The organism is Actinoplanes sp. CA-142083 (assembly GCF_050942195.1).
GTDB lineage: Bacteria > Actinomycetota > Actinomycetes > Mycobacteriales > Micromonosporaceae > Actinoplanes.
The window spans coordinates 1,435,679-1,449,496 of record NZ_CP192076.1; the positions used below are offsets into that span (position 1 = coordinate 1,435,679).

At 72.9% G+C, this 13,818-nt stretch carries 10 protein-coding genes; 7 read left to right on the forward strand and 3 right to left on the reverse strand.

Features of this window, described 5'->3' with window-relative positions:
• Nucleotides 1-25: 25 nt before the first annotated feature.
• The 4 genes from ACQPZX_RS06880 to ACQPZX_RS06895 all read left to right on the forward strand — a co-directional run bounded on the left by ACQPZX_RS06880 (nt 26) and on the right by ACQPZX_RS06895 (nt 4,265).
• The gene (locus ACQPZX_RS06880; protein WP_433375933.1) at nt 26-640 is read left to right on the forward strand and encodes a hypothetical protein; all 615 of its coding nucleotides are present in this window, start codon (nt 26-28) and stop codon (nt 638-640) included.
• A 45-nt stretch (nt 641-685) separates the two neighbouring features.
• Complete coding sequence (locus tag ACQPZX_RS06885) at nt 686-1,738, forward strand: lactonase family protein (protein WP_433375936.1); 1,053 nt, start codon at nt 686-688, stop codon at nt 1,736-1,738.
• 240 nt (nt 1,739-1,978) lie between these two features.
• Nucleotides 1,979-3,685 (forward strand): VWA domain-containing protein, encoded by a 1,707-nt coding sequence (locus ACQPZX_RS06890; RefSeq protein ID WP_433375938.1) that lies wholly within the window; start codon nt 1,979-1,981, stop codon nt 3,683-3,685.
• A 106-nt stretch (nt 3,686-3,791) separates the two neighbouring features.
• Nucleotides 3,792-4,265, forward strand: coding sequence for a MarR family winged helix-turn-helix transcriptional regulator (locus ACQPZX_RS06895; protein WP_433375941.1), 474 nt, complete (start codon nt 3,792-3,794; stop codon nt 4,263-4,265).
• A 3-nt stretch (nt 4,266-4,268) separates the two neighbouring features.
• Here ACQPZX_RS06895 and ACQPZX_RS06900 read toward each other — a convergent pair whose 3' ends face one another.
• Nucleotides 4,269-5,363, reverse strand: a complete 1,095-nt coding sequence (locus ACQPZX_RS06900; protein ID WP_433375944.1) for an ROK family protein — start codon at nt 5,361-5,363, stop codon at nt 4,269-4,271.
• 89 nt (nt 5,364-5,452) lie between these two features.
• Between ACQPZX_RS06900 and xylA the strand changes: the two genes are divergently transcribed.
• From xylA to ACQPZX_RS06915, 3 genes are read left to right on the forward strand one after another with little or no spacing between them, the layout of a single operon-like run.
• Nucleotides 5,453-6,640, forward strand: a complete 1,188-nt coding sequence (xylA, locus tag ACQPZX_RS06905) for a xylose isomerase (protein WP_433375947.1) — start codon at nt 5,453-5,455, stop codon at nt 6,638-6,640.
• A 1-nt stretch (nt 6,641) separates the two neighbouring features.
• Nucleotides 6,642-8,066, forward strand: coding sequence for a xylulokinase (gene xylB / locus ACQPZX_RS06910; RefSeq protein ID WP_433375950.1), 1,425 nt, complete (start codon nt 6,642-6,644; stop codon nt 8,064-8,066).
• Nucleotides 8,067-8,093: 27 nt separating this feature from the next.
• On the forward strand, nt 8,094-9,536 hold the full coding sequence (locus tag ACQPZX_RS06915) for an MFS transporter (RefSeq protein WP_433385063.1): 1,443 nt from the start codon (nt 8,094-8,096) through the stop codon (nt 9,534-9,536).
• On the opposite strand, the gene ACQPZX_RS06920 is transcribed toward ACQPZX_RS06915, so the two are convergent.
• Together ACQPZX_RS06920 and ACQPZX_RS06925 are read right to left on the reverse strand one after the other, a co-directional pair.
• On the reverse strand, nt 9,465-11,141 hold the full coding sequence (locus ACQPZX_RS06920) for a glycoside hydrolase family 13 protein (RefSeq protein WP_433375952.1): 1,677 nt from the start codon (nt 11,139-11,141) through the stop codon (nt 9,465-9,467). The genes ACQPZX_RS06915 and ACQPZX_RS06920 overlap by 72 nt on opposite strands.
• Nucleotides 11,119-13,770, reverse strand: a complete 2,652-nt coding sequence (locus tag ACQPZX_RS06925) for an ATP-binding protein (protein ID WP_433375955.1) — start codon at nt 13,768-13,770, stop codon at nt 11,119-11,121. The genes ACQPZX_RS06920 and ACQPZX_RS06925 overlap by 23 nt, the downstream gene beginning before the upstream one ends.
• Nucleotides 13,771-13,818 lie beyond the last annotated feature (48 nt).

Genomic DNA, 13,818 nt, shown 5'->3' on the forward strand with positions numbered 1-13,818 from the left:
TGTCCGAGGACGGGACCCACTCTTGATGCACGACACGACGAGCCGGTGCACCCTGTGCGACCGGCTGGTGCTGGGCCTGGCCGGACACGACTGGTCGGTGCTGCCCTGGATGGTGGCCCCCGGCTCGGGAGTGCTTCCCGGGCCGTGCCACGTCCGCTGCCTCGCCGATCGGGAGTGCGCGGGCGCCTGGGCGGAGTCGGTCGAGGCGTACCACTGCAAGCGCTGGCCTCTCTGGCTGGCCGGGGTGGACGCCGGCGTCCATTGGCGCCTGCACAGCAGCCGCTCGGCGCGGCAGTTCCACCTGTGGCGGTCCGACGGGCGGCTGAGCTCCTTCCCGTACGAGGTCCTGAACGGCGGCCCGGTGCGCCTGACCACCGACCTGGCCGAGATCGGCACGGCGCACGCGGCGACCCTGCTGGCGGCCATGGGCACCGACGCGGAAGGCGTGAGCGTGCCCCTCGCGTACGTCATCACCGCCCTTGATCTGAATGACCGCTATCCGCGGCTGTCCGGAACGGTGACCCGCGAACTGCGGGGCGAAGGCCCCGACGCGGCCGACGTCGTGACCGCCCGCCACCCGCTCCCGCTGCCGCCGTCCTGCCGCCGCGCCGCCGATAACCTGATGCGAACTCCCTGGTAGCAGAGCGGCCACCACCGCGTGCCCCGGATGTGGTGGGATTTGGGAATGGGTGCGAACGGTGAGCTGGTCTACGTAGGTGGCTACACGGGTGACAAGGGCGGTGAGGCCGAGGGCATCGCCCTGCTGCGGCGCGACCCGGCCTCGGGTGTGCTGACCCGCCTCGGCGTCGCGGCCCGCACCCCCTCGCCCTCGTTCCTCGCGCAGCATCCGGCGCTGCCGATCCTCTACGCGGTCAACGAGCTCGAGTCCGACGGCACGGTCAGCGCGTTCCGCGTGGCCGAGGACGGCGAGCTGACCCCGCTGGCGGTCCAGCCGACCGGCGGCTCCGACCCGGCCCACCTCTCGGTCACCCCGGACGGGCGGTTCCTGCTGGTCGCGAACTATTCGAGCGGCTCGGTCGCGGTGCACCCGCTCGACCCGGAGGGCGCACCCGGGGAGCGGACCGACCTGCTCGACCTCGAGGGCAGCGGGCCCGACGCGGAGCGCCAGCGGGGCTCGCACGCGCACATGGTGATCGCCGACCGGGGCAGCGTGCTCGTCGCCGACCTGGGCGCCGACCGGGTGTGGCGGTGCCGGCTCGACCCGGTGAGCGGCCGGCTCACCCTGCTGGCGCCCGCGGTCACCGCCAAGCCCGGCACCGGCCCGCGTCACCTGCGCCTCGCCCCCGACGGCACGCTGCTGCTGGTCGGCGAGCTGGCGGCCGACCTGAGCTGGTACCGCCCGGCCGCCGACGGCTCGCTGGAGCTGGCCGGCGAGGTGACCACCAGCACCCAGGACGGGCCGAACTTCCCCTCCGAGATCACCTGCGGCCGGGACGGGCGCTTCATCTACGTGGCCAACCGCGGGCCCAACACCATCTCGACGTTCGCGTGGGACGGTGACCGGGCCACCCCGGTCGCCGAGGTGCCCACCGGCGGTGACTGGCCGCGGCACATGTCCCTGCTCGGGGATCACCTCTACGTAGCCAATCAACTGTCACACAGCGTTACAGCGTTCAGGATCGATCACGAGACCGGCGTCCCCACGGCGGAGGGGGAGGCAAGCGCCGAGGCCAGCCCCACCTGCTTGTTGCGCTGGACATCGATGATGGTCAGATGATGCGCGAGATGGGGCAGATCACGACAGGTCTGAAAAATGCCGTCAACCCGGACATCGCCCCGCACTGATCGAGATCGAGACATCACGCAAGGTGACATTGTCGGCCAGATGACCTAATCCGAGTAACTTTCCGCCGAACGTATATGGCATTCGGCTTCTGTGATGCGCACTATAGAGCGCGTGTCAGGCCGCCATCGTCGAAACTTCAATTTCCGGGGAGCGGGCGTCGTCGGAGCCGCGATGGCAGTTGTCGTCGTGTTCGCCGGGTCCTACGTGGGCTACCAACGACTGTCCGACTCCAAGTGCACCGGCTCGATCCGGTTGACCGTCGCTGCCGCGACGGAGATAGCGCCTGCCATCGAGCAGACCGCGCAACGCTGGATCCAGGACGGTGCGAACGTCAACGGGACCTGTGTAGCCGTCGCCGTCAGCTCGGTGAACCCGGCGACCATGGCCGCCGCGGTGGCCAGCGAGCACAAGGTCACGCTGGCCGGGCTCGGCGTCGCTCCCGAGTCGGTGAAGGTGCCCGACGTCTGGGTCGCCGACTCGTCGACCTGGCTGCTGCGCCTCAAGCAGGAGGCGCCCGGCTTCGTGCCCACCGACGGCAAACCGATCGCGCAGAGCCCCGTCGTGGTGGCGATGCCCCAGCCGGTTGCCGAGAGTGTCGGCTGGCCCAACAAGAAGCTCGGCTGGAAAGACTTGCTTGCGCAGCTGACCACCAGCACGCAGCTGCGGACCGGCATGGTCGACCCGACCCGGGACGCCGCGGGCCTGTCCGGCCTGCTCGCCCTCGGTCAGGCCGCCGGCACCGGCCAGCAGGCCCAGGCGGCGAAGGTCGGCGCGATCAAGGCGCTGGCCAACAGCGCCTCGGCGCTGCGGGACGACCTCCTGCAGAAGTTCCCGCACTCGGCCGACGCCAACGACATCGCGACCAGCCTGAGCGCGGCGCCGCTGTCGGAGGAGGACGTGGTCGCGTACAACGCGGAGAAGCCGCCGGTGCCGCTCGTGGCGCTCTACCTCGACCCGACCCCGATGCCACTGGATTACCCGTACGCGATCATGCCGGAGGTCGACCTGCAGAAGTCGGCCGCCGCCACCGGGCTGCGCCAGCAGCTGCAGAGCGCGTCGTTCAAGAACGCCCTGGCCACGGCCGGCCTGCGGTCGCCGGACGGCTCGGCGGGCTCGGGCTTCGCGGCCCCGCTCGGCGCTCCGGACGCCTCCCCGGCGGTCTCCGCCAGCGGCAAGGACGGCAAGTCGGCCGGCGGTTCGGCCGCGGCCGGGCTGGACGCCAGCGTGCTCGCCCAGGCGCTGGGCAGCTGGGCGGCGGTCACGCTGCCGGGCCGGGTGCTCGCCGTCTTCGACGTGTCCGGCTCGATGCTCGAGCCGGTGCCGACCGCGGCCGGTGTCGACCGGGCCACGGTCACCCGAGGCGCGGCGCGGGGTGGTCTGGCGCTCTTCGACGACAAGTGGGCCGTCGGCGTGTGGCTGTTCTCGACCGAGATGGACGGGAAGAAGCCGTACAAACAGATCGTCCCGATCAGTCCGCTCTCGGCGTCGCGGCAGAAGCTCCAGGACTCGATCAACAAGATCGTGCCGAAGAAGACCGGTGACACGGGCCTCTACGACACCCTGCTCGCCGCGTACCAGAACGTGCAGAACTCGTGGCAGCCGGGCAAGATCAACTCGGTCATCCTGTTCACCGACGGTGTGAACGAGAACCCCGACGGCATCAGCCAGCAGACGCTGGTCGCCAAGCTGAAGGCGCTCAACGACCCGAAGCGCCCGGTCCGCGTGGTGATCGTCGGTATCGGCACCGGCGTCAACCGGCAGGAGCTCGAGACGATCGTGAAGCCGACGGCCGCGGGCGGCGTGTTCATCGCGCCGGACCCGGCGAAGATCGGCGACATCTTCCTCGAGGCGATCGCCACCCGCACCGGGGCGAACTAAAACCCTCATATCGTACGAACCGACGGCCGTCACCGATCAGGGTGGCGGCCGTCGGCGCGCCAAGATACCGAACGCCGGAGCGGCGCAAGGTAGTCTCTGCTGCACCATGGCGGTTCACGATGGGCCGGACCCGATGCAGACCGCGGCGATCGACGACGCCGCGCAAGCCCTGCTGTTCGCCTGGGACCAGGCGCGCGAGCAGGTGACGCCGCGACTCTCCTGGCCTCAGCTGAACGCCCTGCTCGCCGTCGAGCGAGCCGAGGGCGTCAATCTGGGCGGCCTCGCCGCCGAGCTCAGCATGCTGCTCTCCTCGGCGAGCCGGCTGTGCGACCGGCTGGTCGCCAACGGCATGGTCGAGCGCGTCCCCGGGCGGGCCGACCGCCGTGAGATCGCGCTCTACCTGACGCCGTCGTCGCGGGCGCTGCTGGCCGAGCTGCGGTGGATCCGCCGGCGGGCGCTGACCGAGACGCTGGAGCGGATGTCTCCGGCCGGCCGGGCGGCGCTGCTGCGGGGCCTGACCGAGTTCGCCGCGGCGACCGACGACGCCGGCAGTGGCGCGGCCCCGGCCCGCTCGGCGTAGCGGTCAGCGGCTCAGCCACGCCGCCGGGTTGTCGCGCACCGACTGGATGACGGCGTCGGCGGCGCCCCTCATCGCGGCGTCCGGGCCCAGCGTGGCCGCCCGCAGCGTGACCGGCGCCAGCCCCGAGGTCAGCACGCGGCGCCCCAGCTCGGCCTCGATCCCGGCCCGCAGCTGGTCGAACTCCGGCGCGTAGGCGCCACCCAGCACGATCACCCCGATGTCGAGCAGATTGACCACCGCCGCCAGCGCGATGCCCAGCGCCGAGGCGGCCAGCGCCGCGTCCGCCACGACCTGCTCCTGGCCCGCGTACTGCTCGAGGCACCCGTTCGCCCCGCAGCGGCAGGGCCGCCCGTCGGGGTAGACCGTCACATGCCCGATCTCGCCGCTCCAGCCCCGGCCACCGCGGTAGAGCTCGCCGTCGAGCACGATCCCGGCGCCGATGCCGATCTCGCCCGACACGTACAGAAAGGTCTGCTCGCCCTCGGCCGACGCCAGCGCGGCCAGGTTGGCCTCGTTGTCGACGATCAGCGGCAGGTCGGCCAGCCCCGGCAGCAGCGCCGGCACGTCCACGTCCTGCCAGCCGAGGTTGGGCGCCACCCGCACCAGCCCGTCCGCCGCGACCAGGCCTGGCACCGCCAGCGCCGCCCCCGCGAGCGTCAGCCCCTCGGCAGCGGCCGCCGCGCGAGCTTGCGAAGCGAGCGCGTCGAGCGCCGAGAGCGCCTCGCCCGCCGAGAGCGGCCGTTGATCGCCGTGCTGGACGATCTGGTGGCGCACCTCACCGGTGAGCGAGACCACGCAGGCCGCCAGGTAGTCGACGTTGATCTCAAGGCCCAGGCCGGCCGGCCCGGCCGCGCTCAGGGCCAGCCCGGCGGCGGGCCGTCCGGCCCCGGTGCGTGGCGCCGGGTCGTGCTCGGTCAGCAGGCCGCCCGCGATCAGGTCGTCCACCAAGGCGGACACCGTGGCACGGGTCAGGCCGGTGTGAGACGCGATCGCCGCCCGGGATGGCCGATCTGTGCTGTTCGCCACGGTTTGCAGCACCAGCGCGAGATTATGAGCGCGCACGCTCGATTGCCGCACGGGAGCGTGGGAGGCAGTCATGATCCGGGCCGTCACGCCCTTGACATTGCCACACCGGCTCCAAATAATTCAACCAATAAACAAATCCGAGCTGTTACCAGGAGGTAACCGTGCCGGTCCAGCCCACACGCGAAGACAAGTTCTCCTTCGGCCTTTGGACCGTCGGGTGGCAGGCGCGCGACCCGTTCGGTGACGCGACCCGTGCCGCGCTCGACCCGATCGAGGCCGTGCACAAGCTCGCCGAGGTCGGCGCCTACGGCATCACGTTCCACGACGACGATCTCGTCCCGTTCGGCGCCGACGCGCACACCCGCGACGGCATCATCGCCAACTTCAAGAAGGCGCTCGACGAGACCGGCCTGATCGTCCCGATGGTCACCACCAACCTGTTCACCCACCCGGTGTTCAAGGACGGCGGCTTCACCAGCAACGACCGCTCGGTCCGGCGCTACGCGCTGCGCAAGGTCATGCGCCAGATGGACCTTGGCGCCGAGCTGGGCGCCAAGACCCTGGTGCTCTGGGGCGGCCGCGAGGGCGCCGAGTACGACGTGGCCAAGGACATCCGCGCCGCGCTCGACCGCTACGCCGAGGGCCTCAACCTGCTGGCGCAGTACTCCGAGGACCGCGGCTACGGCCTGCGCTTCGCGATCGAGCCCAAGCCCAACGAGCCCCGCGGCGACATCCTGCTCCCGACCGCCGGCCACGCCATCGCGTTCGTGAACGATCTGGAGCGCCCCGAGCTGTTCGGGATCAACCCCGAGGTCGGCCACGAGCAGATGTCGAACCTCAACTTCGCCCAGGGCATCGCCCAGGCCCTGTGGCACAAGAAGCTGTTCCACATCGACCTGAACGGTCAGCACGGCCCCAAGTTCGACCAGGACCTGGTCTTCGGCCACGGCGACCTGCTCAACGCGTTCGCGCTGGTCGACCTGCTGGAGTTCGGCGGCCCGAACGGCGCACCGGCCTACGACGGCCCCCGCCACTTCGACTACAAGCCCTCGCGCACCGAGGACTACGAGGGTGTCTGGGAGTCGGCGCGCGCCAACATCCGTATGTACCTGCTGCTCAAGGAGCGGGCGGCAGCGTTCCGGGCCGACCCGGCCGTGCAGGAGGCGCTCGCCGCCAGCGGCGTGGCCGAGCTCAACGCGCCGACGCTGAACGAGGGCGAGACCTACCAGGACCTCCTGGCCGACCGCAGCGCGTTCGAGGACTTCAACCCGGACGCCGCCGGCGAGAGGGGCTACGGTTTCGTCAAGCTGCACCAGCTCGCCATCGACCACGTATTGAAGGCCAACTGACATGACGCTTGTCGCCGGGATCGACAGCTCCACTCAGTCCTGCAAGGTGGTCATCCGCGACGCGGAGACCGGCAAGCTGGTCCGCCAGGGCCGGGCGACTCATCCGGACGGCACCGAGGTGCATCCGGACGCCTGGTGGGCCGCGCTGCAAGAGGCGATCGCCCAGGCCGGCGGCCTGGACGACGTGGCTGCGGCCTCGGTCGCGGGCCAGCAGCACGGCATGGTGGTGCTGGACGAGAACGGCGAGGTGGTCCGCCCGGCGCTGCTGTGGAACGACACGCGCAGCGCCGGCGCGGCCGCCGACCTCATCGCCGAGCTGGGCGGTGGGGAAAAATGGGCCGAGGCCGTGGGCATCGTCCCGGTCGCCAGCTTCACGCTCACCAAACTGCGCTGGCTGGCTCGCAACGAGCCGGAGAACGCGGCCCGGGTGGCCGCGGTCTGCCTGCCGCACGACTGGCTGACCTGGAAGCTCTCGGGGTCCACCGACATCGGCACGATCAAGACCGACCGCAGCGACGCCAGCGGCACGCTGTACTGGTCGGCCAAGACCAACCAGTACCGCACAGACCTGTTGGAGCTCGGCTTCGGCCGGATCATTCAGACCCCCGAGGTGCTCGGCCCGACCGGTATCGCCGGTCACCTGGCCAACGGCGCCCCGCTCGGCCCGGGCGCCGGCGACAACGCGGCGGCCGCCTTCGGCACCGGCGCGGGCCCCGGCGATGTGGTCGTCTCGATCGGCACCTCCGGCACGGTCTTCGTCAGCTCCGACGTCTCGCCCGACGACCCGAGCGGCACGGTGGCCGGCTTCGCCGACGTCACCGGTCGGTTCCTGCCGATCGTCGTGACGCTCAACGCGGCCCGGGTGCTCGACGCGGCGGCCAAGCTGCTGAGCGTCGACCACGACGAGCTCTCCAGGCTGGCGCTGCAGGCCCCGGCCGGCGCCGACGGCCTCGTTCTCGTGCCGTATCTCGAGGGCGAGCGCACCCCGAACCGGCCGGACGCCACCGGCGCCATCCACGGCCTCACGCTCAAGACCTCCGACCCGGCTCACCTGGCCCGGGCGTCGGTCGAGGGCATGCTCTGCGCGCTGGCCGACGGGCTCGACGCGCTGGTGCGGCACGGCGCGACCGCCAACCGCATCGTCCTGGTCGGCGGTGGCGCCCGCAGCGAGGCCGTCCGCCGCATCGCGCCCGAGCTGTTCGGCCTGCCGGTGATCGTGCCCCCGCCGGGGGAGTACGTCGCCGACGGCGCGGCGCGCCAGGCCGCGTGGGTCGCCCTGGGTGCCGCGGAGCCGCCTCAGTGGTCGGCCGAGACCCCTGACACGTACGAGGCCACGCCCGTTCCTCTCATCAGGGAGCAGTACAAGGCTGCTCAGGACGCGGTCCTTGACCGATTTGACATGGGTTTTCCGCCGCGGGCTAATTGAGTCCGGCCCAACTATTCTTTCCGCGTGATGAAGGGCGGCACCGCGCATCGCGTCTACAGCGTCGTGGTCTTCGTGATCCTCGCGTCGCTGGACAACGTGGCGATCGGCCTGGTGCCGCCCCTCTACGGCAGCATCGGCGACACCTTCGGGGTCGGCGAGGGCCACATCGCCCTGGCCACCACGATCATGTTCCTGATCAGCGCGGTGGCGGCGATCGGGTTCGCGTACGCCGGCGACCGCACCGACCGCAAGCCGGTGCTGATCCTCGGCACCGCGATCTGGGTCGCCGGCACCGCCTGGTCCGGCCTCTCCCAGGGCTACGGGTCGTTCCTGCTCGCCCAGGTGGTCGCGGCGTTCGGCCTGGGCGCCGTCGCCTCGGTGAGCTTCGCGGTGGTCAGCGACCTCATCTCGCCCAAACGCCGCGGGCTGGTGATGAGCTTCTGGGGCCTCTCCCAGGGTGTCGGCACGCTCGCCGGCACCCTGCTGGGCGGCCTGCTCGGCCACTCGGACTGGCGGGAGCCGTTCCTGGTCGCCGCGAGCGCCGGCGTGATCGCCACGGTGGCGTACCTGTTCACCTACAACGTGCCCCGCGGGGACAGCCAGCCCGAGTTGGCCGGCGTCGAGTACGACGAGCGGATCCACGCCGGCGACCTGCCGGTGATCCTCGGCCGGCGCACCAACATCTGGCTGATCTTCCAGGGCTTCACGGCGCAGATCGCGCTGGGCTCGCTGGTCTGGCTGCCGATCCTGTTCCGGTCCCGGGCCGAGGACCAGGGTTACTCCGCGAGCACGGCGGTGCTGGTCGGCAGCGTCTTCGCGACGCTGTTCCAGCTGGGCGGCGCGCTGAGCATCCTCGGCGGGCTGGTCGGGGACCGTCTGCAACGCCGTACGCCGCGGGGTCGTGCGCTCGTGGCCGCGGTCGGCGTGCTGGCCGCCGTACCCTTCTATCTGGTTTTGTTCTTCGTGCCGATGACCATCGACGTGCCCGATGGGGCCGGCGCCGGCACGGTGATCCGGGCCGTGCTCGCCGACGTCTTCACCGAGCCGACGGTGGGGTTCTGCCTGGCCACGGCGGTCTTCGCGCTGATGCTCACCTCGGCCAACTCGCCGAACTGGTTCGCGCTGATCGCCGACGTCAACCCGCCCGAGCACCGCGGCACCGTCTACAGCCTCGGCAACCTGGTGAACGGCTTCGGCCGGGCCGGCGGCAACGCGATGGTGGCGGTGGCCTTCCGCGGGCTGGCCGGCGCCTTCCCGCCACCGCTGAACTACGCGCTCGGGCTGGCCGGCTTCCAGCTCTTCTGGGTGCCGACCGGCGTCATGTTCTGGCTGGCCAGCAGGACGGTGGCGAAAGACATGGCCGATACCCACTCCGCCCTGCTGGTGGCCGCCTCGGAGTCAGAGCACCGCCCAGACGGTGACGTCGGTGGGGACGCCGCCGTCGGCGTCGAGGGGCTCGCTCGCGAGTAGGACCCGCGCGCCGGCCGGCAGCGGCACGGGCGAGGCGCCGAAGTTCGTCAGCACCAGCACGTCGCCGTTGCGGAACGCCAAGGCCTCGTCGGGCGCTCTGTCAATGCCGGCGCCTGGTCCTACGGACGGCGCGGAGAACCCGGGCCCCTGCGGGGCCAGCCACGAGATCGTCCCGCCGCCCAGCCCGTGCTCCTTGCGCGCCGCCAGCGCCGACCGGTACAGCTCCCACGTCGAGCCGGGCACACCCTGCTGGCGGTCCAGCGCGTACTCGGCCCAGATCGCCGGCTGCGGCAGCCAGCTGCTGTCCGACGGGCCGAAACCGTACGAGGGAGCGTCCGCCTCCCACGGGATCGGCACCCGGCAGCCGTCCCGGCCCACCACGGTGTGCCCCGAGCGCGGCCGGGCCGGGTCCTGACGGTGCTCGTGCGGCATCGTGGTGTGCTCCGGCAGGCCCAGCTCCTCGCCCTGGTAGAGGTAGGCCGAGCCGGGCAGGGCCAGCATCTGCAGCGTGGCCGCGCGGGCCCGGCGCAGCCCGAGCGCCGTGTCGGGCTGCGGGTCGTCCGGCCCGATGCCGTGCAGCCGGGTCCCGCCCACCGGGAAGCCGAGCCGGGTGGCGTGCCGGATGACGTCGTGGTTGGACAGCACCCAGGTGGTGGGCGCGCCGACCTCGTCGTTCGCCGCGAGCGAGGTGTTGATCACCGTGCGCAGGTCGGCCGGACGCCAGGGCGCGCTCAGGTACATGAAGTTGAACGCCTGGTGCATCTCGTCCGGCCGTACGTACCGGGCGAGCCGCTCGGCGGGCTGCACCCACGCCTCGGCCACCAGGATCCGGCCGCCCTCGTACTCGTCGAGGACCTGCCGCCACTCCCGGTAGATCTCGTGCACGCCCTCCTGGTCCCACATGGGAGGCGGCGGGCCCACCGGCTCGAGCCCGCCCAAGATGGCCGAGGGCACGTCCCAGTCGGCGAGGTTGTCCTCCTTGACCAGCCCGTGCGCCACGTCGACCCGGAAGCCGTCCACACCCCGATCGAGCCAGAACCGCAGGATGCTGACGAACTCGGCGCGCACCTCCGGGTTGCCCCAGTCGAGGTCGGGCTGCGAGATGTCGAACAGGTGCAGGTACCACTGGCCGTCGGGGACCCGCTGCCACGCGCTGCCGCCGAACATGCTCGTCCACGAGTTGGGCGGGAGCGCCCCGTCGGGCCCGCGCCCCTCCCGGAAGATGTAGCGCTCCCGCTCCGCGCTGCCCGGCGGCGACGCCAGCGCGGCCTGGAACCACTCGTGCTGGCTGGAAGTGTGGTTCGGCACCAGGTCGACGATGACCTTCAGCCCGAGGTTGTGCGCCTCGCCGATCAGCTTGTCGGCGTCGCTGAGGTCGCCGAAGCGCGCGTCCACGCCGCGGTAGTCGGCCACGTCGTACCCGGCGTCGTTCTGCGGCGACGGGTAGAAGGGTGAGAGCCACACGGCGTCGATGCCGAGCTCCTTGAGGCGGGGGAGGCGCCCGGTGATCCCGGGCAGGTCACCCATGCCGTCGCCGTCGCTGTCGGCGAACGAGCGCGGATAGACCTGATAGATGACGGCGTCACGCCACCACTCGTTGAGCATGCGCCAAGGTTAGGCCGCAGCCGGAAGCGCGCAGCCTCTCCGCGGCGGCGAGCAGCCCGCCGTGGTCGCCGGCGGCGAGGGCCACCGCCCGCTCGACCATCGCCCGGGCGATGGGGTTGTCGACGGTGGCGGCCATCGCTCGTCCGGTGCGCTCGTCCGCCTCGGGCAGTCCCGCGAGCACCGCCGCCTCCGCCCACACGGCCGCGTACCACGGCATCCAGAGCGCGTCGCTCCACGAGCGCAGCTGCTCCGGCGGGACGGCCAGCACCGCCACCGCCCGGCGCGCCCGCCCGCGATGCAGCAGCAGGAGCGCCTCGAAGAACGCGGCCACCTGTGTCACGCAGCGATAGTCGGGCCCGGTCAGCTCGGCCGCCACCCGCAGCCAGCCGGCCCGGCCCTCGTCGTCGCCGAGCAGCCCGCACACGGCCGCCGCGGCGTAGGGACCCCGGGCCAGGGCGGCGGCCCGCGGTCGCCCGGCCCGCTCCCAGCCCGCGAGGAACCGCCGGCCCAGCGCGGCCGTCTCCGCCCAGTCCCCGGCCAGCGCCGTCACGACCAGCAGCCGGTCGGTGGCCACGTGTCCCTCCTCCCGGTGGAAGGGCAGATCCCGGATCCGCTCGGCGAGCCGGCGCCCCGCGGCCAGGTCGCCGGTCGCGATCGCGGTGTCGGTCGCCATGAAGTACGCGTCGGACAGCTCCGGCCCGCCCGGCCCGGCGTCCAGCAGCTCGAGGCGGTCCAGCACCGACCGGGCGGCGTCCCGCAGCCGGTGATCGACCAGGTGGACCGAGGTCATCTGATCCAGGGCGGCGCTCTCGGCCAGCGGATCGCCGGCCTCGCGGCTCAGCACGATCGCCCGCTCCAGCAGCCCGGGCACCGCCGGGTCGGGCAGCGACCGGGTGCAGGCCCGCGCGACCAGCACCCGCGCCCGCGCCGCCGGGTCGTCACCGGCGAGCCCTTCCGCCTCGGCGATCAGCCGGTCGACCTCGCCGGCCGGCACCGGACCGGGCAGGAAGCCGGAGCTGCGGTTGACCATCTCGGCGCTCTGGGCCAGCTCGTACGCGGCCCGCGGGCGGTTGCCGGCGCGCAGGGCGGCGTCGGCCGCGGCCCGGTGCAGGCGCATCGCGGCGACCCCGTCGTGCCGGACCTTGGCCGCCTCGGCGGCGCCCCGCAGCACCCGGACCGCCTCCCGATCGTCGGTGGTGAGCGCGGCGGCCTGCTCGTACTGCCGCTGGGTCTCGCCGGGCAGGCCGCGGACGAAGCTGAGCTCGGCCAGGCGCACGGCCAGGCGGAACCGCTCGGCGCTGCCGGCCGCCCAGGCCTGCGCCGCGCGCAACTCGTCGGCGGCGCCGTCGTAGCGGGCCGCCCAGCCGGCCTCCTGCGGCGTGGCGCCGATCGCGTCGGCGAGCTCCAGGCACCAGCGCAGGTGCCGGGCCTGCGCCTCGGCCGCCTCGCCGGCCTCGGCCAGCCGCTCGGCGCCGTACTGCCGGATCGTCTCCTGGACCCGGTAGCGGGTGCCGGCCGGGCCCGGCACGGCGCTGAGCAGGCTCTGCTCGGTGAGCGCGGCCAGGGCGGCCGCGACCTCGGCCGCCCCGGCCGCCCACTCGCCGGCGAGCAGGTCAGCGGCATCCCGCGCGGTGAAAGGCGAGGCGAAAACCGAGACGCGGCGCAGCACCACCCGCTGCCCCTCGGTCAGCAGGGCGTGGCTCCAGTCCAGCGTCGAGCGCAGCGAGCGGTGCCGCCGGTCGGCGCGCGGCCCGCCGGTCAGCAGCCGCAGCCGGTCGGTGAGGCCGGCCTCGAGCCCGTCGAGGCCCAGCGCCGGCAGTCGCGCCGCGGCCAGCTCGATCGCCAGCGGCATGCCGTCCAGGCGCCGACAGATCCCGGCCACCCGGGTCCAGTCCTCGATCATGCCGGCGCCGCCGCTCGCCTCGACCCGGGCCCGGAAGAGCTCGGCCGCGTCCCCGCTCGTCATGCCGGGCACGGCAAAGACCGTCTCGTACGGCAGCAACAGCCGGCGCCGGCTGACCGCGAGCACGCGCACCCGCGGGCACGTCGTCAGCACCCGCTCGATCAGCGCCACCACCGGCTCGACCAGGTGCTCGCAGTTGTCGAGCACGAGCACCGCCTCCCGGCCGCCCAGCCGGGCCAGCACCGTCTCGAGGACCGGCGCACAGCCCACGGCGGCGGCCACGACCGGCACGACCATGGCCTCGTCCGTGATCGGGGCCAGGTCGCCGTAGACAGCGCCGGTCAGCGACGAGGCCGCCGCCAGCGCCAGCCGGGTCTTGCCGGTGCCGCCCGGCCCGACCGCGGTGACCAGCCGGCTCGCACCGATCGCGGCGGTCAGCGCCGCCTGCTCGGCGACCCGCCCGACGAGCGGGGTCAGCGCGGCCGGCAGCGTGGACGGCCGGCGCGGGGCGGCGGCGGGACCGGCCAGGCCGGCGGCGGCGACGACGGGACCGGCCAGGCCGGCCAGCGCGCGCCGGTCCTCGGCGCCGGCCTTGCGCAGCAGCGAGGAGACGTGGGTCTCCACGGTGCGCACCGAGATGCCCAGCCGGGCGGCGATCTCGGCGTTGGTCAGGTGATCCCCGATGCCGGCGAGCACCTCGGCCTCGCGCGCAGACACAGCCGTCACCCGGCCCATTGTGGCGGCGGCCGGGGCGGGCTTCTGTCCGCGGCACGA